Genomic DNA, 26,199 nt, shown 5'->3' with positions numbered 1-26,199 from the left:
ATCAACGGGATGTATATGAAAGCAGACGCTGCTCTCCTTCGAGTTTTCTTAAGTTAGTCAGATCCTGAGTACATTCGACTACCCCCAGATATTCGCCGTTTTCGCCCCGCATGGCAATGTATTCGATATAAATAAACTGCCCTTTAAAGTTGATCCAGAATGCTGCATTCGATTCTTTTCCGCTTTTAAAATCATCGAGAATCTGATCTACAACATGTACACTTCCGGGGGGATGGCAAAGCTGTACTTTGCGTCCGATTATAGCTCTGTTGCGGTCGAATATACGATGTGGCCCGAGAGAAAAGAATTTCACCTTGTCATCCCTGTCAACAAATGTGATATCCATCGGCAGCAGATTAAAGAAAGCAGTCAATTCATCTATCGAAAAGCTTCCTGTTGGCAACTGTACATTGCCGTTTTGCGAGTAAGAGACATCACTAACTTCTATATCTTCCGGATGCCATTTATCAGATGGATCATATAAACAGAAACCAAATTCGAGGGTCTGTTGGTATATCTGATACCACTCTATATCGGTCAGAGTATCCATACACATCGGAAGAAGTATCTCTTCTTCTTTCATAATCATGCCTTCAACAGATACCAGTACAGGCTCTAAAGTATAAGCTATGATTGTATAAAGATCTTCAACTGACATATCGTCCTGTACATCCAATACTTCATGAGCGGATTTTAACAACTCCCTTGTTTCGTCATGTTTGCCCCACATTACTTTAGGAGGTCCTGTTATTTCATGCTTTTCCATAAAAGGAAACAACAGGTATTCTTTTCTCCGGTAATGCTTATCCACGTCTGACAAAGCATTATATAATGCTTTCAGTTTTAATAAATAGCCCTTTATATCAGTATCTTTTAGTTGAGATGCTTGATTATACAAAGCCCTCACCTGCACTATTACTTTTTCGAGTTCCTTGTTTTCTTTTTTGAAAGTATCCACAGGATGTCCTGCGGGAACTTCTTTCGCAAAAGTCTGATCGATATGTCCATCCAATACCGCTGTATGAATATCACAGAAACGGAGAACTTCTTCTTCAGGCAATCCTTCGGAAATCAATTCTTGTTCGACCTCCACAACCTCATTATAAGGTACAGTTTTGAGATACTCTTCCAATCGCTTTCTTATAGCATCGGGAGCCTCACCCGAGTGCAGCTGCAGGATAAGATGCTTAAGCAATTCTTTCCTTTTTGCAGAATTATTAATCAGTTCACTCATAATTTTATCAGATTTATTTTTAGGTAACCCCATCTTATATTTTAAACAAATGTAAGACACTATAATGTTTAAAATCTGTATCATATGTTACACAACACCAAAAATGCAATGTTATCGCTACTGATCATATCATGTATTTCAGATAAAATCTTATTATCTTTATCATCCGTTACCTAATACCTGAAATAAAGAAAGGGATATACCAGAACTTAGATTTTTAACGCAACAAGCAAATGAAATCAGAAATCAGACACATAGAGACAATCATTATAGGTGGAGGTCCCGGAGGTGCTACATGCGGATACATGCTTGCACAAAAGTCAAAAGAAAGCCTGATAATAGAACGCAGCCAATTCCCCAGAGATAAAGTCTGCGGAGGAGGACTTACTCCGAAATGTTACAGACTCATAGATAAAATATTTGGCGGCATTACCTATGATTATCAATCAGTAAAAAAACTCGAAGTACACCTTGGTCAAAGCCGAAACCGTACATTCGACTTATCTGATGAAATACGGGTGGTATGCCGTAAAGACTTTGATCAGATTTTACTCGAGGCATACAAACAAGCTGGAGGTGAAGTCGTACACGGAAGAGCTAAAACAATAGAAGAACGGGACGGAAAAGTATTTGTGACTCTGGCAGACAACCGTCAGTTTTCATGCAATAAGTTAATCGGAGCGGACGGAGGAAACAGTATCGTTCGAAAATACCTCGATCCGAATAATAAACGGAAAATGCTTTTATTGGAAAAAACCGTTCTCAATAAAAAATTCGACAATATAAAACTATACTTCGATACTAAACTCGAAAAAGGTTATATGTACATGTTTCCCAACCCCGAAGGATGCGTTATCGGATATGGCGACATGAATACCAGCAAACATGAGTTTCAGAGAAGGATACAAGAAGCGGGACTTCCCGATGCAGATAAACAAAAAGGAGCATATCTGCCCATCTTCGATAATATAGAATACCCGATGAAGAACAATATTATACTTATCGGCGATGCAGGAGGGTATGTAGATTCGATATCAGGTGAAGGCATATTTTATGCTATCCAAACGGGAGGATTTGCGGCAATGTCTATTATCGAAGAATCTTCGTTTAAAGAACTTTGCGGAGGTATTATTACCCGTATGCGAAAAATAAATCAATTGTCGGAATACTTCTATAATAAGCTGGTACATTATCCATTAGTATACTTTTGCACAACTGATTTTATGTATAATCGTATCCGCCGTAAAATAGACGATTATTTAGCTAGATAAAGAATTGTCATCGATTATGAATAAACAAATCAGACACATACAAACCATTATAGTAGGGGCAGGTCCCGCAGGCAGTGTCTGTGGTTACATTCTTGCAAAAAATCAATGTGAATGCCTGATTATTGAAAGAAAAGAATTTCCCCGCGAAAAGCTTTGCGGAGGAGGGCTTACCCCTAAGTCGGTACGTCTGCTCAGCCGTATATACCCCGATCTGCAATACAATTATCTTACAGTACACCAGATGGAAGTGCATTCGCCCAACCAACTATTAGCTAATTTCCGTATGACCGAAGGAATACGCACCGTGGTTCGAAAAGATTTCGATAATGTACTGCTCGATCAATACAAATCTATTGGAGGAGAAGTTCTCCATGCCAAGGTGGCATCTATCGAAGAAAAAGAGGACAAAATATACCTCACTTTGGGAGATAAAACAGTCATATCTTGCAATACTCTGGTCGGAGCCGACGGAGCAAACAGCATTGTCCGCAAATACATAGAACCGAATCGCAAGAAAGGGCTTGTGTGGATGGAGAAAGGCGTATCAGATAAATCGGAAAGAAACATTAAAATATTTTTTGATAAACGTTACAGAATGGGATACGGGTATGTTTTCCCGAACGTAAACGGCTATGTCGCAGGATACGGACACGACAACACTCCTACTCTGGCTGAATTTGACGAAATGCTGTCGAATCACCACCTCTCAAAAGACGGAAAAATAAAAGGAGCATATATCCCTACAATGGACAAGATAGAATATCCTTTCCTAAAGAATATTATACTCATTGGTGATGCCGGGAGCTATACGGATTCTGTTACCAGCGAAGGATTGTTTTATGCAATGAAAACCGGAGAGAATGCCGCCACGGCAATACTTCTGGATAAGGATTTCAGAGTAGTAAACGAAAAAATAATTCTGCGCATCCGAAAAATCCGTAATCTGGCTATACTTTTTTACAGCAGCTTCGGTCAATGGATTTTTTACCGTACCTGCAAACGCAAATCACTTTATAAGAAGATTTGTGAAAAAATAGATTTATATATTGCTAAATGAAAGAATCATCTTATAAATTATTCGCACTCAAGTCTAAAGATAACCTTAGCCTGCTTGAAAGATTAAAAAACAACCCCGAAATAAGAACATGCTATATTTCAGGGGAATATGTACATGTAACCTTTCGAGACAACCGCCCTATAGAAATTCACGGAACAGAAATGAAAGAGATTAAACCCGATCCAGAAAACATTTAATTTCTAACTTACAGACAATTACACACATCACGATCTTGCCTTTAATCAATTTTTCATTAGTTAAAAGCGTATAAAATTCGTTCCTACACCTTATCTATAACTAAATAGACTTAATCTATATTATTTAGAATAATTATAAACTAGCTACTCTATAAGCTTTTTTATCCTTTTTCATGCATCCCAAAACATCTATTTTGCTATATTTACATAGCAAAACTGTATATTTAATGTGATTTTTAAATTACATTTATAAATATATTCAACACCTTGAATGATCAATATTTGTTTTTATCATGGAAAAGCAAAGCTATATATCAACTATCAAAGACAAAGTCGGTGTTAATGTCAACCGATGCTATCAATGCGGTAAGTGTTCAGCAGGATGTGCTGTTGCCGAAGACATGGACTATCCGCCAAGTATGGTCATGCGTATGCTGCAAACCAATGACAACATGAACTACACGGCCTTATTGAAATCGGAATCCATCTGGCTGTGTATATCGTGTCAGAACTGCCTTACACGCTGTCCTATGCAGATAGATATTCCTGCATTGATGGATTATATGCGGGAAAAGGCATTAGAAGAAAAAACGATCAACAAAAAATCAAATAATATATTATCATTCCACCGGGCATTTCTCGATTCGGTAAAATTTACGGGACGACTTTACGAGATCGGTCTTGTTGTCGGATACAAAGCCCGGACAATGAACCTCACTCAGGATTTGGACGTAGCCCCTTCGATGTTCATGAAAGGCAAACTGCCCATTATTCCCGAAAGAGTGAAAAACAAGAAACAGATCTCTGCCATCTTTTCCAAAACGAAGGAATAAGGTCTAACAATCAATTAAAAAACTATGGAAATAGGATTTTACCCGGGATGCTCTCTGAAAGGCACTTCTTCGGAGTACGCCCAATCGACACTAGCCATTGCTAAAGCATTCGATATCAATTTGGTTGAGATCGAAGATTGGAACTGCTGCGGTGCTACTGCCGCACACAATATCAACCACGAGTTGGCAACTGCTCTTCCTGCACGTATATTGGCATTGGCCGAAAAGCAAGGTTTGACTGAAATAGTTGTGCCCTGCGCAGCATGCTACAACCGCTTGAGTGTTGCCCAACATGAAATAAACGAAAAGCCCGAACTGAAAGAGCGTGTTTCCGAAATCATAGGCATGCCAATACAAGGCAATGTAAAGATATTAAATGTAATGCAGTTCGTACTGAAATATATTGCCGACAAAATAGAAGAGAAAGTAGTAAAACCATTCGAGCATAAAGTGGTATGCTACTACGGATGCTTGTTGGTTCGTCCTCATGAAATATTACAATTCGACCGCTTGGAAGATCCTCAATCGATGGATAATCTTATGCGCAAAATAGGAGCGGAATCAATGGACTGGGGATATAAAACCGAATGCTGTGGAGCTGGTTTTTCGGTCTCGCGCACCGATATCGTAGCAAAATTATCAGGACATATAGTTAAAGATGCATCCGACCGTGGAGCCGAAGCCATCATTGTAGCCTGTCCGATGTGCCAATCGAATCTGGATATGCGCCGCCCTCACATCAATAGCTATCTGCAAACCCAAATAGATACACCTGTTCTGTACATAACACAGGCTATCGGTCTTGCTATCGGATTGGATAGAAATGCCTTGGGACTGAAAAAACTATTTGTCGCACCGACCTTTGCATAGGTCACAAAATACTTAGCTTATGTCAAAAATAGGAGTTTTCATCTGCCACTGCGGCGAAAATATAAGCGCGACCGTCGATTGCGAAAAAGTTGCACAGGAAGCTGCCAATATAGAAGGTGTAGAATTTGCCACCGACTACAAATACATGTGTTCTGACCCCGGGCAGACCATGATAAAAGAAGCCATCAAAGAAAAAGGGTTGACCGGAGTTGTTATCGGTGCATGCTCGCCACGTATGCACGAACCCACTTTCCGAAAGGCATGTGCAGAAGCCGGACTTAACCCGTATATGTGCGAAATGTCGAACCTGCGTGAGCATTGTTCATGGGTACACGAAAAAGGCGACACAACCACCGCTAAAGCGATAGATCTGGTACGGATGCTTATCGAAAAAACAAAACTGGATAAACCTCTTAACGAAATAAAAGTACCTATCACTAAAAAAGCTCTGGTTATAGGCGGAGGTATCGCAGGTATTCAGGCAAGTCTGGATATTGCTAATGCAGGTCAACAGGTAATTCTGGTTGAGAAAGAAGCATCTATAGGAGGACATATGTCCCAATTATCCGAAACATTCCCTACACTCGACTGCTCGCAATGTATCCTTACCCCTCGGATGGTAGAAGTTGCCCAGCACCCCAACATTACCTTATATAATTATGCGGAGCTGGAAAGTCTCGATGGCTTTATCGGCAATTTCAAGGCAACAATCAGGCTGAAAGCCAAAAGTGTAGACCCTAAAACCTGTACCGGATGCGGAGTCTGCTATAGTAAATGCCCGAAGAAAAAGATACCAAGTGAATTCAATGCCGGATTAGGAATGCGTACAGCCATTTACACTCCATTTCCTCAGGCTGTACCCAATAAACCCGTTATAGATAAAGAGAATTGCAACTATTATACGAATGGTAAGTGCAAAGTATGCCAAAAGGTATGCCCGACAGGTGCTATCGATTTTGACCGCCCGGATGAATTGATCACCGAAAATGTAGGAGCGATAGTACTTGCAACAGGTTTTGATGTACTTAAACCTGATTTCTTCCCCGAATACGGCTATGGAAAATATCCGGATGTAATTACCGGACTTCAATTCGAACGGCTGGCTTCGGCTTCGGGTCCTACACTCGGCGAAATACGGCGGCCATCTGATGGGAAAGTACCTCAGAAAGTAGTATTTATTGCCTGCGCAGGATCTCGCGATCCGGCGAAAGGTATCCCTTATTGTTCAAAAATATGCTGTATGTACACTGCCAAACATGCTATGTTGTATCAGCATAAAGTACACGATGGAGAATCGTATGTATTCTATATGGACATACGTGCCGGAGGTAAAAATTACGAAGAATTTGTTCGCCGTGCCATTGAAGACGATGGGGCAAATTATGTAAGAGGACGCGTTGCCCGAGTTTACGAAAAAGACGGAAAACTTATAGTCAAAGGAGTAGACACACTCATGGGTGCTAAACCCGTAGAAATAGAAGCTGACATGGTAGTACTCGCTACCGCAGGTGTTTCCAATTGCGGAGCGGAAGAGCTCGCTCAAAAGATGCACGTATCATATGACCCTTATAAATTCTTTGCTGAAGCTCATCCGAAACTGAAACCTGTGGAAACAAATACAGCAGGAATATACCTCTGCGGAGCATGTCAGGCACCCAAAGATATACCAGATACAGTGAGTACTGCATCAGGAGCAGCGGCCAAAGTAATCGGGCTGTTCTCTAAAGATGAATTGACAAGAGAACCTACCGTTGCAGTAGTCAACCGTATTTCGTCACACGATATATCGACTTGTGTAGGATGTTTCCTTTGCGAAACAGCATGTCCGTATCAGGCTATTGAGCATGAAGCGATCAAAAACCGCCAAGGGGAAATTATAAAAACGGTTGCCCGTGTAAATCCCGGTCTTTGTCAGGGCTGCGGAACCTGTGTATCATTCTGTCGTTCAAAATCCATTGACATACAAGGATTTTCAAACGAGCAAATGTATGCTGAAGTTATAGCAGTTCTTGCAGACTAGGGAGACAGACCCTTTTGTGTATTTTTATCTATAGGTAAGATCAGTTAACAGAGATCAACTGAAAGAGGAAAAGTAACAATGGAAATTGTACATTGATGTTGTAACCTTTGTTACCTTTTCGAATTAAGCAACTGATTTTTACATGTTTGTAATTCACAAAAGCGATCTTAAAAAATTTGATGTTTTATTTTAATTATATGGTATGATAAGATGATATCGGATGCGGAAGTAGGTTTTCTTTGATTATTAAGCTCGCAGAGCTATTTTATTTCTATAACGACCGAAACTAGTTTTTCCTGCTTCTGCATACGGTATCTGATTTTCAGTTACAAGAAAACAATATACTAATATGATATAATGAGACAACAAGGAAATAAAGGAACACTGAAAGATGTCCAATTTTGTAGTAACCTTTGTTACCTTTTTGAATTTGATTACTGATTATTGTTTATTGATAACTGTTAACTCATCCCTGATTTTGTTACCTTTTTTACAACAAACGTTTCAGAAAAACTGAATTCTATGAATACTGAATTTGAACCCAAAATAGTAGCATTTGTCTGTAACTGGTGTACTTATGCCGGAGCCGACCTTACGGGAACAAGCCGTATCAAATACGCATCGAACGTCAAAATCGTTCGCTTCCCCTGTACAGGACGCATCGACTTTATGCTCTTACTCAAAGCATTCGCCAACGGGTCGGACGGCATTATTGTATCGGGTTGCCATCCTAATGATTGTCATTATACTTCCGGCAACTTCCATGCCCGTCGCCGTTGGATTCTTTTTCGCAGCCTTCTCGATTTTATAGGGGTCGATGTCCGCCGAATCCATTTTGCCTGGGTATCGGCTGCCGAAGGAGCCAAATGGGCAGATATAGTAAATTCGACAGTAAACACGATTCGAGAAATGGGTCCCTACACCGAATACCGCAGGGCTGCAGACTTTCTCGAAGAAAACGAACCCGAATTAGCTAAAGAAATGGAGGTAAGCCATGAATGAACTGATTAATAAAGTAAAAGAACTGTTCGACAGCGAATCAATAGATCTGTTTATCGGATATGAGGCCGGATCTAATCGTCCCCGTCCGTTCTTTGTAAAGAATGTATCAGATGCCGATAAGCTTATTTTCGATGATCGTTGTCAAGGCAATCTTGCTGTATATCTTACTCGCAAAGACCTTATAGCCGGAAAGCGAGTAGGTATTTCGGCTTCGTATTATGCACTGAAAAGTATCTTACAGTTATTCAATGAAAACCAACTGAATAAAGACCGCTTACACATTATAAGTGTAGATAACAATAGCTCTCTGACTGTTTTTTCGGATGCCGATCAAATCAGAGAGTATCTTCAAAAAACACCTCCTCCCTCAAAAATGGAGGATGATAAACTCGTAAAAGAACTGGAAGCAATGAATGCTTCGGAACGTTGGGCATTCTGGTCTGACGAATTATCGAAATGTTTTAAATGTTATGCCTGCCGTGCCGCCTGCCCTATGTGCTATTGTACCAAATGTATAGTAGAAGTGAATCGCCCTCAATGGATTCAGCCTTGGGCAAGTACTCTTACTAATATGGAATGGCAGATAAACCGTGTGATGCACATGGCAGGACGCTGCTCCGACTGCGGATCGTGCGGAACAGCTTGTCCTCTGGGAATCCCCATTCATCTGCTCACTCACATGATGTCGGAAACGGTTGCAGCTAATTTCGGAAAGAATGATGGACATGGCAATGTGCTATCGACATTCAAACCCGAAGATCAGGAATCTTTTATACGTTAAGCCTTATGGAAAAGAAACATATATCAAAAGACGCGCTAAAAATCTGGTTGAATAAAATAAACTCCGACGGAAAGCGGATATTTGCTCCGGTATCCAAAGGTGACAGGACAGATTTCCGCTATATCACATCATCCGAAGAAATCAGTCTTGAGCATATACAAACAACCCAATCGGCAAAGGCCGTGGCTTTTCCCCGTACCGAAAAACTATTCTCTTTCGAAAAAAAGAAAGGAGATGTCACTCTTAAAGATTTCGATACAGAAAGTATTCCCGAAACTGTGGTATTCGGGATTCACCCTTGCGATGCGGCAGGGTTTCGCCCTCTTTCGGGAATATTCAATTGGGATACAAAAGATAAACCATTCAATGCACATATAGACCGTACTACACTCGTTTCGATGAGCTGTACCCAGTGCGATGATTTCTGTTTCTGTACATCTGTCAACGGTAGTCCCGGCAATACAGAAGGAAGCGACATATTACTCACTCCTGTTTCTGACGGATATCTGGCAGAGATTATCACCGAAAAAGGAAAGGCTTTAGCAGACAAATACAGCGACCTGTTCAGTGCAGAACCCAATATCAATAAAGAAGAATATCTGGCAAAAGTTCCTGTAAGATTCAATATTGAAGAATTACACGACAAAATATCGCATATGTTCGAAAGCGAAGTATGGAAAGAACAATCGGAGCGTTGTCTGGGTTGCGGAGCCTGTGCATTCGTATGTCCTACCTGCGCCTGTTTCGATATCCAGGAAAACACAAAGGGTAATAGCGGCGAAAGACTGCGCTGCTGGGATTCCTGCGGATTTTCACTCTTCACACTGCATACATCAGGACACAATCCGCGTGAAGTTCAAAGCCAACGATGGCGTCAGCGACTGTTACATAAATTCGCATATATGCCCGAACGAATTTCGGTGAGAGGCTGCACGGGATGCGGAAGATGCTCAAGGGCTTGTCCGGTGGATATGAATTTATCCGAGCATTTAAGTGAAATTTCTCAATTATAAGTAAACTGATCAATTATGAACGATAATATATACCTGCCTCACCTGATGACAATCGAAAAGATTACACAGGAAGCACCGGGAGTTAAAACCTTCCGTCTGAAATTCAAGGATGAAGAAGAAGCCCGGAATTTCGAATTCAAAGCCGGACAGTTCGGTGAATATTCGGCATTCGGAGAAGGAGAAAGCACATTTTGTATTGCCTCATCTCCTACTCGAAAAGGATATATAGAATGTACTTTCCGTGAAGCAGGAAAGGTAACATCCGCTTTGGCAAAACTCGAAGAAGGTCAGACAATGGGATTCAGAGGACCTTTCGGAAATACATTCCCTATAGATGAATGGAAAGGCAAAAACCTGCTTTTTATAGCGGGAGGTATTGCTTTGCCTCCTATGAGATGTGTGATATGGAACGCTTTGGACACCCGTGAAAATTTTAACAACATAAGTATTCTTTACGGAGCTAAATCTGTAGCCGATCTGGTATATAAACACGAGTTGAAAGAATGGGAAGAACGCCCCGATGTAAATTTGGTAACGACTGTCGATCCGGGAGGTGAAACCCCTGATTGGAAAGGAGATATCGGGTTTGTACCGAGTGTTCTAGAAAAAATGAACCCATCACCCGAGAATACAATAGCCATTGTCTGCGGTCCTCCGGTGATGATTAAGTTTACATTTCCGGTTTTGGACAAGCTTGGTTTTCAGGCAGAAAACATATATACCACCCTAGAAAACAGGATGAAATGTGGAGTTGGCAAGTGTGGACGATGCAATGTAGGCAGTCAGTATGTATGTAAAGACGGTCCGGTATTCTCTCGTATTCAACTGGAGGCTCTACCTGCCGAATATTGATATAAAAACAGCCAACTTCACAGTTGGCTGTTTCCTATACGATGTCTTAGTATAACTGAATGGGTTCAGATGTCATTATTATTGAACAAGCTGGCAACAAAGCCTCCGAAAATTGCTCCCATGGAACAATTAACCCAGCATTCTGCTGATAAGAGGTAAGTACCCCAGTAACATCCGAAATAAAACCAATGCAGATATCCTAAGAAACCGCCTACAATAAAGCCTGTTAGAACTTTCGAATTTATGTGTAAAAATAAAAGTAGTTTTCTCATCTCCTTAGCATCTATAAGTAATAGAATACATTCAATGATGTATATTAAGATTATAACAAACTTTGGCTGCTTTACTAACCAAATCTATAAATAGGACTGAGACCTTTATGGGCAATTCCAATAAAAATTGGATACAGCAGGAGCTGCTGCGACCTTCTTCGCTCTTGCCTTTTCACGTCTCTTCTTTTCTTTTTCTTCTACTGTTTCGATATAATATTTGCGTATAGCTCTTGCCAGCTGATTGTTGATCTTATGTCCGGGACGATTTGCTATGATACGCCCTTTTATAAAACCTCCGACTAAAGCCAGATCTCCCATCACATCCAGGAGTTTGTGTCGAGCCGGTTCATTTGTGTAAAGCAATGGCTTATTCATTATATAGCCTACTTTTGTCGCATCACGCCTTTCAACACCCATCAGATCGGCTATCTTATCATATTCATCCTGCGGAATTACCGAGTCGTAAACAACAATAGCATTATCGAGGTCTCCTCCTTTAATCAGATTATGCTGAATCAAAGTTTGGATCTCACGAACGAAGACAAATGTGCGGGCAGAAGCTATCTCTTTCGCAAATTCCTGTAAGCTATCAAGTTTTGCACTTTGCTTTTTCAGCAAAGGTGAATCGAAAGATATATCACATTGGATAGCGTAATCCTGAAACGGAATCATTTGCAAAGAAGAGCCTGTCTGGGGATCCATTACCTTGAACTTTTTCCGCGGAAAATCGAAGTACTTACGATCAGCGTTCTGAATGTGGGTTCCGACTTCCTTTATACTTTTCAAATATAAGATGGCACTTCCGTCCAAAATAGGAAACTCCGGAGCATCCACTTCTATCAGGCAATTATCTATTTCGCAGGCATACAACGCTGCCATAGCATGCTCAATTGTTCCTACCTGAATACCGTCTACATTCAAGACTGTTCCTCTCTCGGTACTCATCACATGTTCTGCCAATGCATCGATAATAGGGGTTCCGGGCAAATCGGTTCTCATTATCTTATATCCGTGATTTTCCGGAGCCGGATTGAATTTTATTTTTGCATACACACCTGTATGTAAACCTATTCCCTCTAAAAGAAAGCTATTTCTTAATGTCTGTTGTTTAACCATTTCGACCATATTTTCAATCTTTTTTATTTATTCTTTCATGAATCATCCGCAAGTTTGAAACCGGAACAATTCCTAATACTTTTTCTACGGGTTTTCCATCTTTCAATATCAGAGTGTATGGAACACCCGATACCTGATGAGCTAACGCCTGAGCCTGATCTTTCGATACATTCATACAATAGAAGTGAGAGCCGGACTCTTTTTTTGACAGCTGATCGAGATTATAAGCCATTTCTGTACACTTTTCTGAATCTTCGGAATAGAAAAGCACATAAGAAATACCCGATCCGGTTTTATCTCCAAAAACACGGTCATCAACTTCGAGTAAACTTGTTTCATGAATCGATTTAATACTTGCCTTGGGTGTAAAGCTGTCTACCATATACATAGAAAGTATTATAGCAATAAATGCTCCCACACAATGAATCGGCTTTATCTTAAACATTTTCTTCATAACACAATACCTGAAATCACAATGGCAAAGATCTTTGATTTTTACGAATATATAACAACCTGAAATTCGTCTAAAATGTCCGATTTTTCCTTTTTTTATTTACCTTTACTATTGTAGTCGAACAAAGCCTGTATTTTATTGTAAAAAAAATGGAACCTATTGAAAAAATTTCCGTTGATGATATTCTCAACAAAAACGCAAATGCCCGTGTTGTTGAAAACATTATTTTCTCTGAGTCGACAGAAATTCCAACAGATGTTTTACTCGATTTCCCTCATATCTTTGAGGGGGTTCTTCTTTCTATTTGTTTAGACGGAACTGCCGAGATAAAGATCAATCTCAGGAAATACACTGTAAGCAAAAATACGCTGACAATTATATTTCCAAATCAAATATTCGAACCCATAAAAAGAGGTCAAAATCTACATACCAAAACATTATTTTTCCCAATAGATCTTCTTTCGGATCTGCCTTTCCCTTCAAATTTTGATGTCGCTTTCAAAATTGGAAAACAGTCGTGTATCAAGATACCCAATGGAATAATGCAGGAATTGCTTACCTATTTTTCGTTGATTGAGAACCTACACCAAAGAACAGATCAGGCATACAGAAAAGAAATAGCTAAAGGGTTACTCTATACTACCATCATGCAAGCCTGCTCTATTTACGTAGACACTGAATGTAATACCGAAATAAAGTCGGCAAGAAAAGAAGAACTTCTTCACAAATTCTTTCGTTTAATGATAAACCACCGGAAAGAAATTCGAAATGTAGCATTCTATGCAGATAAGTTATTCGTTACCCCTAAATACCTGTCGAGCACATTAAAAAAAGCAACAGGAAAAACAGCGAACGAATGGATTAACGAATCAGTTATAATAGAGGCTAAATCGATGTTGAAGAGATCCAATATGACTGTTCTTCAGATTTCGGAAGAATTAAATTTTCCAAATCCATCTTTCTTCGGTCGATATTTTAAGCAATATGCAGGAATGACTCCGGTCGAATACCGCGAAAGTTAAAATTATATCTTTTTTCATCTTTTCAGTATAGATAAAAATCGTATCACCACAAGCCCTGTACTTTATAATTACCTTTACTCTTAAAATGGCAAGAAGCAGAACATACAGTAAAAAAGAAGAACTTGCAAATAGTTTATCACATGCAGCGGGTATAGCCCTCGGGATTGTTTCCGGGTTTATTTTGCTGTCTATGGCTGTTACATCGGGTAATAATTGGGCTATACTCAGTGTATGCATCTATCTGACGGGGATGCTGTCGTGCTATATCGCATCAACAAGCTACCATGCTTTACCTGAAGGACGAAAAAAAGATATACTTCAAAAGTTCGACCATGCATCTATATACCTTCACATAGCCGGAACATATACTCCATTTACATTGATCGTTCTCAGAGAACAAGGAGCATGGGGATGGTCTCTCACTTTGTTTATATGGCTGGCTGCTTTGGCTGGTGTCATAGCCAGTTTCAAACGTTCGGGTAAGCACAGTTATATAGAAACGGCTTGCTATGTAATCATGGGAAGCAGCATATTTATAGCCTTTCCTCCGCTTATTGAAGTACTTGGCAATATCGGAAAAATGGAGGCTTTATATTGGCTTGTAGCAGGTGGTGTATCTTATGTCATCGGAGCATTGTTCTATTCTTTTGCAAAAATCCCTTATATGCACACTGTCTTCCATTTCTTTGTGTTAGGCGGCAGTATCTGTCACATAATAGCTATATATACAATATTGTAAGCCTTATACCGTAAATCCTTTATGCAACTTAGTTCTTGTTTTCAAGAGAAAGAGCAGATACATTACCTGCTCCCTCAATATATCAATCGGCCTTAAGCCCTAAAGCCTGAATATAATCTTTCTGGATTGTATTGTTTCTGAATTTTACATTCTCAATAAGAGCCTGCATTGTCTTCCATGATTCTTTCTGATTGGGACGGGCTTCTCTCACTTCTTTATATGAACTCCGTGGTGCTTCGGCAAACGCAATGATTTTATTCCAACCGTCAGGTGCTGTAAAACCGACAAACGATGAGCTAGTGATCTTTTTATACGGCCAAAACGTCCATCCTATATTATTATCTTCCATCACTCTGCAAAAAGACGCCATCCATTCATTCGAGTTATGTCCGATTTCTCCCATATACATCGGTAGATTAACACTGTCTCTAAAATTAATAATACCCTGAATAGCTTCTTCCGTAGGCTCTCCGCCATAACGATGACAGGTGTACATAATCTTAGAATCGAACTTAGAATCAGTGAATAGCTTAAAATTTCCATTCCACTGAGATCCGCCCAACAAAATGATATGGTTGGTATCAACGGTACGTATTGCTGCAACTGCTCTTTTATACAAAGGTTCAAGTTTGGCATTCAGTTCTTCCATATTCGGGAAATAAGGGGCTATAGGTTCGTTTACGAGCTCGTAACCTAAGATCGTCGGTTCATTTTTATAATAGTCGGCAATCTTTGTCCAGATTTCGCAGAATAATTTTTGAGAAGGCTTACTGTCAAATAGCCAGGGATAACCATAACTGTCATCTATATTATCACCTGTCTGACCTCCCGGAGCATCGTGCATATCAAGAATAAGGTAAAGGTTTGTCTTTTTACACCAGCTGATAAGAGTATCGATACGGGCAAAACCGTCTTGCTTTGCAGTAAGCCCCATATAATCCTCATCGGTAAATAGCTTGTAATGAAAGGGAAGACGAACAGTATTAGCTCCCGTAGACGCAATAAATTGGATATCATCGAAGGTGATATAATTGTCTTTGAACTGCGTCCAGAAATCACGGGTAAGATCAGGTCCTATCAATTCAGAAAACATGCGATTGATCCGTTCGGGCGAATTAGTTTTATCGAACCCAAACATATACCCCTCCGGATTGAGCCAGTTACCGAGATTGGTTCCTTTTATAAAAAATGGCTTACCATCGGGTGTTATCAGGTTCTGGTCCTGTACTCTTACAAATGCATCTTCCGACAATTTAGTCTGATGCTGCTCACTGTGGCAGCCTACTAAAAAAACAAGAATAAACAGATAATAGATTTTCATGATCAGATATTTTAAATAACATATTACAAAACAATAATCAACAGTTTCGGCTATACCAATAAAGTCTATACTCAACAATAGCCCAAACAGAAGGTTAAAACAAAAAGGCTATATTCTTAATTTCATAAAACTCTTAACTTTAGACCATTTATAAATGAAGAACCCGATATATTCCGAAATTGGATCGTGATATTTTCCCCTTTTTCGGACTTCACTATATATTTCTTCCGAACAGCATAATATTTGCCTACCGAGTCATCTAAACTTACATCCGAATCTATAACCGATCCGTTTATTATGATATCAAAAGAGTTTATCGTCTGGCTCTTTTCACCGGTTATACCTAAAGTGTGAGCTATACTCGCACCTGTACCGAAAATATCAGCAAACAGCAATTCCACTTCATATTCTCCTGCCGGTACATCAAACCTATACATCTCTGGCATCACCCTAACAGACTGATACAAAGGATTATCGTTTACGCCCTTAATCTGTGTCAATGTAGCTTCTTCTTTTCCTCCTATATATCCCCAACTGCCTTTGGTATAAGGCTTGTCGGCAAGCCATGTCAGACCTGTTTCTGGTGATATATAGCATGTGTTACTTCCGGCATTAACAGCCAGTTCTCTGTTCGAAAAATTTCCTGCATTCAATTTTTCAGGTATTACATCAAAGGAGAGAGTCAATCCGGTTTTCACTTCCTTATCCTGATATATTCCTTTTGCTTCTATATAATGTTCTCCGCTTGTAAAAGGCACATCCCATACAGCATTACAGTTAGCTGTTTTTTTTATACCTAACGATTTCCCATCAATAAACAATTCGACCTCAACCAGATTCGAATATACTTTTACAGGTTGGATCACATCCGTTCCATTTACTGAAACTCCGGTTCGCTTCATCCAATCATGTGACGCTATATGCAATACGGGAATATCGTTGCGGTAATTTGCTTTAAAATAATAGTATACATCCTTTGGTGTACGATTGGCATAGACCAGCCCTTTGTTATTGATACGGGGCATAGACTCGTCTCTCTGTGCTGATCCGAAATCAATAAAATTCCAGTATGCAGCTCCCGCAATGTAGGGTTCCCGCTCTATAACAGGCAGATAATGTTCTATATATTCCTGCTGGTATTCTATGCTGAAATCAAATCTTTGGGGATGCAGCGAATGTATTCTCTTATCCGAACCTGCCCCGTATTCGCTGATGATTTTAGGTTTGTCAGGATAATCCGTTGATTGCTTTTGTATAAAAGCATCGAAATGAGAGAGATTATCGGAATACCAACCCTGATACAGATTCCATCCCACGACATCCACGATATTCTGAAATCCGGCTTCATTATAAGATTCACTACCATGAAAAGCCATCACACTATATCTGTTCGGATCTTCTTTTTTTAATACTTGCTCGAGTCTGCGGGCTAGCTCCAATTCTCTTTTTACTAAAGCATCCAGCTCCTGCCCCTTATTCTTACGCTGGGTCACAAGTAATATCTCATTCATATATCCCCACATAATTACTGAAGGGTGATTATAATGCTGCCTGATCATTTCCCGAAGGGATGTCTCACAATTATCGCCAAAAGTTATTTCCTCAGGAATAATGTCTATTACAGGAATTTCTTCCCAGACCAGTAATCCCAGTTTATCACATTGTTCTATTATCGCTTTATCCTGAGGGTAATGAGATATGCGGATAAAGTTGGCGCCCATCTCTTTAATCAGCTGCATATCCCTGCGGTGTGCCTCGTCACTCAGCGCATTCCCCCATGGCTTTTGGTCCTGATGGCGGCATACACCACGGAGCTTATATGGTTTTCCGTTCAATGAAAACCCTTTTTGCCCGTCAAAGCTGAACCACCTGAAACCCAAAGGTAAAGTCACAATATCGAGCACTTTATTTGTCGCCGCATCCCTGATAACAGTTTCTATTGTATATAAATCGGGAGATTCGGGAGTCCACAAATAAGGTTGATCAACTATATCGGTATACGAGAATATCTTTGGTTGCTTCGGAGATAAAAGGTATTTCTCTTCTTTCGTTCTGATGACCTTCTTTTGAGGGCTTATAAGAGTATAGCTCACCTTTACCGAAGCTTTTTCCTCAGCAGCATTAACAAAAGCACCTCTAACGGTATAGGAACCGGATTTTTCGGAGACCTGATTTGTATCTATATATACCCCATCCGATCCATAATCGGACAAATCAAAATGCTGACCGGGGACAGACAACAACCATACGTCACGGTATATTCCTCCGAATATGGTAAAATCTCCCGAAATAGGGGGGACGTCAGCCAAAGAATTATCTACTTTAACAGTCAAAAGATTATCCCCTTCTTTATCACAAAGTGTTGTTATATCGAATGTAAAAGATGTATATCCCCCTTTATGCTCTCCTACCCTCTTTCCGTTGAGATACACAGATGCCACCTGATTTACACCTTCGAACCGTAAAAACAAATGTTTATCCTGATCTTCTTTCGACAATCTAAATAATTTGCTATACCAGGCAGCTCCTCTGTAATAATCTTTTACCGTATACGCATCGCTATTCCATGTATGAGGGATTGATACCCGATCCCAATCACTATCAGCAACAGGCATTTCTTCTCCTTTAGAAAACTTCCATCCCTCATTAAATGATCTGATCTGCCGCTGTGAAAAACCAGATACAGACATCAGAACAAACAGAAGTAATAAAAATCGATTCAAATGTTTTTTCATAGATTATATTTTTAAAGCCTCAGACCATTTCTCTTTTTTCACTTACATCTATAATTAAAACTTTAAAGCCTAAAAGGTAACAAAAGTTACTTGATCAATGAACAGTTATCAATAAACAATTATCAGTTGAAGCGATTCACTATTCATTATTAATTTTCAAAAAGGTTACAAAAGTTACAATAAAATTGTCCATAATTCATTGTCACTTTATTCCTTATTATTTCATTCTCACATTGGCATATTTTCTCATTGGCACATTGCTTATCCTATAGATAAAAATCTACATTATCGCAGTTTATCCAATATTGCTTTTCTCCTGATAAGAGCCTCCAAAAAATAATAATCGGCATAATTTATAGGAACATCTATCTCACTGTTACCCGGAAGATGACCTGTCGAATGCAACAATAAAAATCCCTGGTTAGTCCCGCGTTTAGCTCTGTAATTTTTTGCCAGATTTATCAGGATTTGATCTCCCTTATTAATATATTCATCTTTATTTTGAGAGCTATAAGTAGATAACTCATAAAGAGCCGATACTGTGATACATGCTGCTGACACATCACGCGGAACATCAGGAATTTTAGGATCGTCAAAGTCCCAGTAAGGAATCAAATCAGAAGGCAAATTCGGGTGAGAAAAGATAAAATCGGCAATGCCTTCAGCCTGATTCAGATAATCGGGTCTTCCTGTATATCTGTACGACATGGTAAATCCATACAATGCCCATGCCTGACCTCTTGCCCATGCCGAAGGATCGGAATATCCCTGAAAAGTCTGCTTATGCCTTACATTTCCGGTTATGGTATCGTAATCAACTACATGAAACGAAGAAAAGTCGCTCCGAAAATGATTTTTCAAAGTTGTGTCTGCATGAGTAACAGCAATATTGTAAAAAGTCGAATTACCTGTCAAACGGGCAGTTTCAAACAACAATTCCAGATTCATCATATTATCTATAATCACCGGATACTGCCACACTGAAGCATTCCAATCCCACGAACGTATCGAACCTATTTTTTTATTGAATCTCTTTATCAATGTTTTCGCCGACTGTATAACAACATCCTTATAATACGAATCTCCGGTAAGTTCAAAACCCTGTCCGAATGAGTTATACATCTTAAAACCAACATCATGAGAAGTTTCATCAAACTGTTCAGTTTCTATCAATTCTGAAAACCGTCGGGCTTGCTGCTTCCACTTCGTTTCTCCTGTAAACCGATACATAAACCACAATGATCCGGGGAAAAATCCCGAACACCAGTCACGAGGACCTACAAGTTTCAGACTTCCATCTTTATTTATGGTACGTGGTGTCACCTGATCGTTACGAACTCTTTCCGCCAATGCTTTATCTACACATTTCAGTGCATACTCGAACTGAAAAGCTGCAAAACTGAACATTTCCGGAACAAATTTATTCATATCGGGACGATCCTTCTTTTCTTTATTTTGGCTATTGAGCTGCTGAATTACAAAAGACAGAATAAAAACAATAATACATAATTTCTTCATATCTGATAGATGTTGGGTAATTTTCTCACCACGAAAATATTCAGATTCAAAATACCTATTCTTTTCTTTATCAAAATAGTGAATATCTAAAAAACACAAACAATTAGCAATCAAGTCATAAACCAACAAGTATTTTAATAAAAAGGGGATAATAAGTAGTAACACAGCATACTAAACGTAGAAAATAGTACCAGAGAAATCACTTATTCTATAGTAATAAACTGGGTTTTCAATCCTACGGATTTAACAGCGACCTCGGTGCGTCCGTTTGCTTTATCCAACATTATACGTGCTCTGCCGTTAGTCGCCTGAACTTTATCTGATGCTGTTGCAGTACCTCTGTCTTTTATCAATGAGGCATCTCCGATTGCTTCAAAAAAGATATAATCCTGAGAATCGAGAACAACAATACCACTAGAGTCTACCAATTCGGCCTCTACCCAATAATATGTATCTGTTGATTTTTTTGCCGAAATTCTTATTTCAGCAGGCTTACCGAATACACGATTTTCATAATCAAAAACGATAGTATCATTGACTGCTGCTTTTGATCTACCTTTACCTTTCCAACCTATTGCTCTTACATCATTCTGTCCGGGCATGAGGCGGGTATGCCAGCGAAGCCCGGCTGCCGGAAAATCCTGAGAATTACGTTTCTTCACACCTAACGTTTTACCATTCAGGAATAACTCGACCTCATCGCAATTGGAATATACCTTTATTGTCTTCTCCTCATTGGCTCTTCCCCACCTTGTAGGCCATGTATGCCCGTAAATATGAATCATTGGCTCATCTGTCCAATACGACTGAAATACATAATAGACTTCCTTAGGCTGCATATCCCGCTCTACAACTCCTTTCTGGTTTACATAAGGAATGGGATTCTCGGGGCGTACCAGAGTCGAAAAATCTTTGAACGGCCAGTATGCCGTGCCTGTCAACCAAGGCATATGTTCCTGTTCTTTCAAGTGCCAGTCTATAACATCTGTGATATAGGTTTCACTCCAATCTTTCTTTTCTTTAGTCTCTTTTGCAAATGCAGCAAATGCCTCAGCTTTATTTTCGGCTTTTTCTAACGATACATAATCGTATTCGGCATGTCGTCCCGCATGACTGTCACCGCCCCATTCTACATGAAGAAACCTATTAACTTTTTCCATCTCCATATGAGACATCGATTCGTAATCGGTATAAATACCCCTATACCAACCTGCCCACACAGAAGGAGAATATACATCGACAATATCACTGCAAAAATCGCAACGCCGGATACAAGTCAACCGTGTGTTATCGAGCTCATGTGACAATATATGAAGCTCTTTCATAAAGGCACGTATCTGCTCTTTATCGAATTCAGGAAAATCATTCGGCCAATCGTTTTCATTACCCATTCCCCAAAGTATTATTGACGGATGATTGCGGTGCTGGTCTATCATATTAGTCAACATGCGGCGTGCCTGATCCTTATAATGCTCTCCACCCAGGCCTCCCCTGCACCAAGGAATCTCTTCCCAAGCCAAAATACCCAGACTATCGCAGAGATCGAGAATAATACGTGACTGCTGATAATGCCCCAAACGGATAAAATTGACGCCCATTGCTTTCATCATCTTCATTTCTTCGGTCATTTGCTGTTCGGTCATTGCCGCTCCCACTCCTGCATGATCTTCGTGCCGATGGCTTCCTCTAAGCAACAAACGTTTTCCATTCAAGAAGAACGGTCCTTTTTCTTTAAATTCGAAATGACGGAATCCAAATTTTTCCTTATAAATGACTTCTTCGCCGGAAGAAGATAAAAAGACTTCACACGAATATAAAGCAGGATTCTCAGGAGACCATAAATCGGGCTTCGGAATACTCAAAGAAATCAATTCTTGCTTAGATGTAGTACCGATCTCTTTATTTTCTTCTTTAATAAGCTTTCCTTCCGGATTGAATATCTTTATCAGAATATCGGCAGTATGCAAGCCTGAAAAATTATTAAAATCAGCTGAAACAGTCAGTTTTCCGGTTTTGCCATCGGGTACTATACTCGCATCTGTGTGCAAATTTTTGATAGAAAGAGATGGTACATAAACCAAATTCAAATATCTGTAAATCCCACCGTATAAGTTAAAGTCCGACAAATCAGAGGGAATCAGTTCTGTGTCGCGACTGTTGTCACACCGGATTATCAGAGGGACTTTTCCCCCGAAACGCTCTGCTTCCGCTGTTTTCAAAAAAGAAGCAGCGAATTCTGTTATATCCACATTCCATTCGTCATAGCCTCCGATGTGGCTGCCCACTTTACTGGTGTATACATATACTTCTGTTTTCTGTCCGGCCCCTTCGAAATGCAATATTGTGCGTCCGTTTTTATATGGGTTATCAATATTCAAGAACGTTTTATACCATCCGGGTCCCTGATAATAATTCACATCGGGTTCTACTCCATCAATAGCATTAAAACAATGTGGCAGCTCAACCTTAGTCCATAGCGGAACTTTCTCCGAATCGTTTCGGACAGGGCGTACAGCCTCCCATACATTCCCCAAATCCTGACGAAGAAATTCCCAGCCTTCGTTCAATCTTGTTTTATTCTCATAATTAACCTGAGAAAAACCTGTTATAGTTACCAATAATAAGTAAAGAACTACAGATATTCGTTTACATATCCCTTTCATCATCAGAATAATTTTTCGTTGTGTTCAAGTTTATATTTTCTGAGAAGAGCCTCCAAAAAGTAATAATCGGCATAAGAGAGCGGCACATCAACTTCGGAGTTCATCGGTTTAGAACCTGTGCTATGCAGCAACAGAAAACCTCTGTCCCTACCTTGTTTTGCGAGGTAATATTTACTTAGGTTTTCGATAATCTTATCCGCCCATGCTTTGTATTGTTCACTTTTGTCTTTATCAAACGAACTCAACTCATATAAGGCTGAGGCTGTAACCGTTGCGGCTGACACATCTCTGGGCTCACTAGGTATCCCGGGTGCATTATAATCCCAATAAGGTATAAGATCTTCTGGTAGATTCGGGTTTTGAAAGATAAATTGTGCCACATGATTCGCCTGATCCAAAAATTCGGGAAGACGGGTTTCACGATAAGCCATCGTATACCCGTAAATAGCCCAGGCTTCGCCCCGCGCCCAGGTCGATTCATGAGCATATCCCTGATGTGTATTCCTTTTCAATACATCACCGGTGACAGTATCGTAATCCACAACATGATAGGTGCTGTAATCGCTTCGAAAGTGATTCTTCATTGTTGTTTCAGCATGGTTTACTGCTATATGATAAAAAATAGAATCACGGCTTTCTTTAAATGCCCAAAACAGCAGTTCCAAATTCATCATATTATCAATTATCACCGGACACTTCCATTTGTCGCCATTATGATCCCACGAACGGATAATCTTTGCATTCGGTTTATATCTCGTTATCAATGTATAAGCCGACTCAAGAAGAATATCTTTATAACGGCTGTCATGAGTCAACCGAAGCCCGTTACCAAAACTGCAAAACATTTTAAAGCCCATATCATGTGTCCTTCCATTCGTTTTTTCCTGTTCTAAAGAATCGGTAAATCGACGTGCCAGACCTTCCCATTTCTTATCCTTGGTATATTCATACATATACCACAAAGATCCAGGGAAAAAGCCCGAACACCAGTCTCTTGATGCAACCATTCCTAAAGAGCCGTCAGATTCGATAGTACGAGGTGATACTAACCGCTTAACAGCGGCAGTTGAATCCATGGATAAAGCCTTATCTATCTCGGTGAAAGCAAAATCGAATTGTGTACCGGAGAAAGCAAAATTACGGGCGACAATATCTTCTTGATTTTTACTGCTTTTACAAGAAAAGAATGTGATTATTAATATGTTTATAATGAATATATATTTCATACTATCTATTTTTTAGTGATTAAAACCATATAACAACCGATTAATATCCGAAACTCCCTGAATTGAGTATTTCTCATAGAGCCTCCAATAATCAGTACGGGTCGAATCTATCAATGATATACGAAACAATTCGTAACATAAATCCTGTTGTGCTTTATCCCAACTGCTGATCTGCTCGTAAGGCCAATCAGTTACTGTTTTCCCCAAATAAGGGATCAAAAAATCAACCGCTTTAAACAACGAACGCCCATCGCCGGACTCCTCCCCTATTATATTCAAACCTATATTTTGTGAGGTGGCAAACATATCTACCATAAACTGGATATTATATATCGAATAATGAAAAGCCAGTGTACGCCTCAACTCGTGTGGCTGCCGTCCATCGGGTTCTATCTGCGTAAACAGTCTTTTCTCCGGAAAAGCGTTTACGATATCCCTTGCGGCTTGTTCATTTCCTGAAAACAGAAGGTAAGTTGTCAATTGTATATCGTATGCCAATCCGTGATTATTGGTTGCACTTCGTTCCGCTATGGCCTGATCGGCAGTCTGCCACCATCCGGCAAAATCGGAAAACCACTGCTGCAAAGCTTTTTTATCTTTTTTAGTATAATGCTTTGACAAGGAGAGCAACTCTACTGCATTCAGCATTCTTACAAAAGAATAAGTATCGATCAATCCTGCCGCACGACCTTTATTACCATTCGTTCCGGGAATAAACTGGGCATACTCCAAATGAGGATTCATTCTTGTATCATTATTAAGGAACCAAATACGAAGCTGTTCCACGGCTTTCTGCGCGTAACGCTCATCACCGCTGTAATAATAAGCCACAGACAGGTTGAAAACGGATGCTGCCATGTCTCCCAGAGGGTTTCGGTCATATTTTTCCAATTCGGGATTCGACTGACCATCTTTCTGTATATAAGGTATTCCGTCCGGTTTATCGGGATTAGGCCAGGCATATCGGCTCAAACTAACATAATCGTGTTTATCGCCGCTTGGAGCAATACCCTCTTTGTATGTTACAGAATAATTTTTTCCCCGTAATGCAGTATTTGCCTCATCGAGAAGATGTTTATAAGCATATCTATAGTCTTCACTATTCAGTTCCTTCTTGATATTCTTCATTTTATCAGCATTCCACATCCATTGGGATTGGAGAGGAATAATTACACTAAACAATAGTGGAATAATTACATATATCCTTTTCATAGTCTACTTTTTTATCGAAAAGAAGCAGATAGTCTCTGTGGTGAGAAATCTGCTTCCTTAAGCATTATTCTAAAAAACTGAGGTCTCAGACCTATTTATTTTCTATGTGAATCTGTAGTTGAAAGTCGTTCAATTTCATTAGTCATTTTGTATGATTCGGCATAGCCTAAACAAGTTTAGCTCTGCTCTCGCTACATGAAATGTTCTTTAATTTTAGACTTTCAGATTCTACTATTTTAAGTTAACTGTTACTTTATAATTCTGAGAGAAAGCTCTTACTTCATAGTCATTTGTCTTGCTATTAGTAATATTATCAGGATGGGATATTTCTCCCGCATCAGGCTTAAAGGTTGATACTATTAATGGTTTGGCGGATACCTTAAGAGCCTTTACGTAAATATTTTTTATTCCTTTCACCGCTTTAGGCCAATCTATTTTATAGGCTCCGTTAGCATCGGGTTGCAATACATTACCGCTCTCATCCACAACCAGGAAGTCCACTCCCGAAACCGGTGTTCCTGATGTATAATAATATGTTACCACATCATACGAACGCACCCGCTCGCTATGAAACTGGACGGGAATAGCTTGGGTATTTCCTGCTTTAACATTAAATACCACATCATTCTTAAGCTTTCCCCAATCCTGAAAACCAATATAATACACATGTTCCATTGACGGTTCTCCGTCTCCCCATTTATCATCATCACTACAGTTTGTAAATGTAAAACCGAGTGTAAAGACTGTCAGCATCAATATTATTTTTTTCATAATTTCATCTTTTTGAAAGA

23 protein-coding genes are annotated in these 26,199 nt (G+C 39.7%); 12 read left to right on the top strand and 11 right to left on the bottom strand.

What is annotated here, in order from left to right; translation table 11 throughout:
* Position 1: 1 nt before the first annotated feature.
* Positions 2-1,234, bottom strand: a complete 1,233-nt coding sequence (locus AABJ51_RS15325; RefSeq protein ID WP_338373273.1) for a DUF438 domain-containing protein — start codon at positions 1,232-1,234, stop codon at positions 2-4.
* Between the two features lie 233 nt (positions 1,235-1,467).
* Here AABJ51_RS15325 and AABJ51_RS15320 point away from each other — a divergent pair, with 233 nt between their 5' ends.
* From AABJ51_RS15320 to AABJ51_RS15275, 10 genes are all read left to right on the top strand, one after another.
* The gene (locus AABJ51_RS15320) at positions 1,468-2,505 is read left to right on the top strand and encodes an NAD(P)/FAD-dependent oxidoreductase (RefSeq protein WP_338373272.1); all 1,038 of its coding nucleotides are present in this window, start codon (positions 1,468-1,470) and stop codon (positions 2,503-2,505) included.
* 16 nt (positions 2,506-2,521) lie between these two features.
* On the top strand, positions 2,522-3,562 hold the full coding sequence (locus AABJ51_RS15315) for an NAD(P)/FAD-dependent oxidoreductase (RefSeq protein ID WP_338373271.1): 1,041 nt from the start codon (positions 2,522-2,524) through the stop codon (positions 3,560-3,562).
* Complete coding sequence (locus tag AABJ51_RS15310) at positions 3,559-3,759, top strand: hypothetical protein (protein ID WP_026626376.1); 201 nt, start codon at positions 3,559-3,561, stop codon at positions 3,757-3,759. Before AABJ51_RS15315 ends, AABJ51_RS15310 begins: the two co-directional genes overlap by 4 nt.
* 293 nt (positions 3,760-4,052) lie before the next feature.
* The gene (locus AABJ51_RS15305; RefSeq protein ID WP_338373270.1) at positions 4,053-4,592 is read left to right on the top strand and encodes a 4Fe-4S dicluster domain-containing protein; all 540 of its coding nucleotides are present in this window, start codon (positions 4,053-4,055) and stop codon (positions 4,590-4,592) included.
* Between the two features lie 24 nt (positions 4,593-4,616).
* Positions 4,617-5,462 (top strand): CoB--CoM heterodisulfide reductase iron-sulfur subunit B family protein, encoded by an 846-nt coding sequence (locus AABJ51_RS15300; RefSeq protein ID WP_338373269.1) that lies wholly within the window; start codon positions 4,617-4,619, stop codon positions 5,460-5,462.
* 19 nt (positions 5,463-5,481) lie between these two features.
* Entirely contained in the window at positions 5,482-7,482 is a 2,001-nt protein-coding gene (locus AABJ51_RS15295) for a 4Fe-4S dicluster domain-containing protein (protein WP_338373268.1), read from the top strand.
* A gap of 522 nt (positions 7,483-8,004) precedes the next feature.
* Entirely contained in the window at positions 8,005-8,484 is a 480-nt protein-coding gene (locus tag AABJ51_RS15290; protein ID WP_185095086.1) for a hydrogenase iron-sulfur subunit, read from the top strand.
* Positions 8,477-9,265: a 4Fe-4S dicluster domain-containing protein gene (locus AABJ51_RS15285; protein ID WP_338373266.1), complete on the top strand. Its 789-nt coding sequence runs from the start codon at positions 8,477-8,479 to the stop codon at positions 9,263-9,265. Before AABJ51_RS15290 ends, AABJ51_RS15285 begins: the two co-directional genes overlap by 8 nt.
* Positions 9,266-9,270: 5 nt before the next feature.
* The gene (locus tag AABJ51_RS15280) at positions 9,271-10,278 is read left to right on the top strand and encodes a 4Fe-4S dicluster domain-containing protein (RefSeq protein ID WP_338373265.1); all 1,008 of its coding nucleotides are present in this window, start codon (positions 9,271-9,273) and stop codon (positions 10,276-10,278) included.
* 15 nt (positions 10,279-10,293) lie between these two features.
* Complete coding sequence (locus tag AABJ51_RS15275; RefSeq protein ID WP_338373264.1) at positions 10,294-11,130, top strand: FAD/NAD(P)-binding protein; 837 nt, start codon at positions 10,294-10,296, stop codon at positions 11,128-11,130.
* Positions 11,131-11,195: 65 nt separating this feature from the next.
* On the opposite strand, the gene AABJ51_RS15270 is transcribed toward AABJ51_RS15275, so the two are convergent.
* The 3 genes from AABJ51_RS15270 to AABJ51_RS15260 form a co-directional block, all read right to left on the bottom strand.
* A complete protein-coding gene (locus AABJ51_RS15270) occupies positions 11,196-11,402 on the bottom strand; it encodes a hypothetical protein (RefSeq protein WP_026626368.1) in 207 nt (68 codons plus the stop codon).
* 105 nt (positions 11,403-11,507) lie between these two features.
* Positions 11,508-12,527, bottom strand: coding sequence for a UDP-3-O-acyl-N-acetylglucosamine deacetylase (locus AABJ51_RS15265; RefSeq protein WP_338373263.1), 1,020 nt, complete (start codon positions 12,525-12,527; stop codon positions 11,508-11,510).
* Between the two features lie 4 nt (positions 12,528-12,531).
* Positions 12,532-12,972 (bottom strand): thioredoxin family protein, encoded by a 441-nt coding sequence (locus AABJ51_RS15260; protein ID WP_026626367.1) that lies wholly within the window; start codon positions 12,970-12,972, stop codon positions 12,532-12,534.
* Positions 12,973-13,121: 149 nt separating this feature from the next.
* Here AABJ51_RS15260 and AABJ51_RS15255 point away from each other — a divergent pair, with 149 nt between their 5' ends.
* Both AABJ51_RS15255 and trhA read left to right on the top strand, forming a co-directional pair.
* Positions 13,122-13,994: a helix-turn-helix domain-containing protein gene (locus AABJ51_RS15255; protein ID WP_338373262.1), complete on the top strand. Its 873-nt coding sequence runs from the start codon at positions 13,122-13,124 to the stop codon at positions 13,992-13,994.
* A gap of 85 nt (positions 13,995-14,079) precedes the next feature.
* Entirely contained in the window at positions 14,080-14,733 is a 654-nt protein-coding gene (gene trhA / locus AABJ51_RS15250) for a PAQR family membrane homeostasis protein TrhA (RefSeq protein ID WP_026626365.1), read from the top strand.
* Between the two features lie 82 nt (positions 14,734-14,815).
* Here trhA and AABJ51_RS15245 read toward each other — a convergent pair whose 3' ends face one another.
* The 7 genes from AABJ51_RS15245 to AABJ51_RS15215 all read right to left on the bottom strand — a co-directional run bounded on the left by AABJ51_RS15245 (position 14,816) and on the right by AABJ51_RS15215 (position 26,179).
* The gene (locus AABJ51_RS15245) at positions 14,816-16,054 is read right to left on the bottom strand and encodes a glycoside hydrolase family 5 protein (RefSeq protein ID WP_338373261.1); all 1,239 of its coding nucleotides are present in this window, start codon (positions 16,052-16,054) and stop codon (positions 14,816-14,818) included.
* A gap of 122 nt (positions 16,055-16,176) precedes the next feature.
* Entirely contained in the window at positions 16,177-18,789 is a 2,613-nt protein-coding gene (locus AABJ51_RS15240; RefSeq protein ID WP_338373260.1) for a glycoside hydrolase family 2 TIM barrel-domain containing protein, read from the bottom strand.
* Positions 18,790-19,074: 285 nt separating this feature from the next.
* Positions 19,075-20,307 carry a glycoside hydrolase family 88 protein gene (locus AABJ51_RS15235; protein ID WP_338373259.1) on the bottom strand — a complete coding sequence of 411 codons (1,233 nt, stop codon included), beginning with the start codon at positions 20,305-20,307 and terminating at the stop codon, positions 19,075-19,077.
* Between the two features lie 203 nt (positions 20,308-20,510).
* Positions 20,511-22,970 (bottom strand): glycoside hydrolase family 2 protein, encoded by a 2,460-nt coding sequence (locus AABJ51_RS15230; protein ID WP_434781401.1) that lies wholly within the window; start codon positions 22,968-22,970, stop codon positions 20,511-20,513.
* A gap of 2 nt (positions 22,971-22,972) precedes the next feature.
* On the bottom strand, positions 22,973-24,196 hold the full coding sequence (locus AABJ51_RS15225) for a glycoside hydrolase family 88 protein (protein WP_338373257.1): 1,224 nt from the start codon (positions 24,194-24,196) through the stop codon (positions 22,973-22,975).
* Positions 24,197-24,208: 12 nt separating this feature from the next.
* The gene (locus AABJ51_RS15220) at positions 24,209-25,408 is read right to left on the bottom strand and encodes an alginate lyase family protein (protein ID WP_338373256.1); all 1,200 of its coding nucleotides are present in this window, start codon (positions 25,406-25,408) and stop codon (positions 24,209-24,211) included.
* Positions 25,409-25,639: 231 nt separating this feature from the next.
* On the bottom strand, positions 25,640-26,179 hold the full coding sequence (locus AABJ51_RS15215) for a hypothetical protein (protein WP_338373255.1): 540 nt from the start codon (positions 26,177-26,179) through the stop codon (positions 25,640-25,642).
* Positions 26,180-26,199: the final 20 nt, after the last annotated feature.

The organism is Indolivaga capnocytophagoides, from assembly GCF_036511535.1.
Taxonomy (GTDB): domain Bacteria; phylum Bacteroidota; class Bacteroidia; order Bacteroidales; family Dysgonomonadaceae; genus Dysgonomonas_A; species Dysgonomonas_A capnocytophagoides.
Note: the sequence above shows the minus strand (reverse complement) of the source record. Positions and strands in the feature narration are given on the sequence as shown.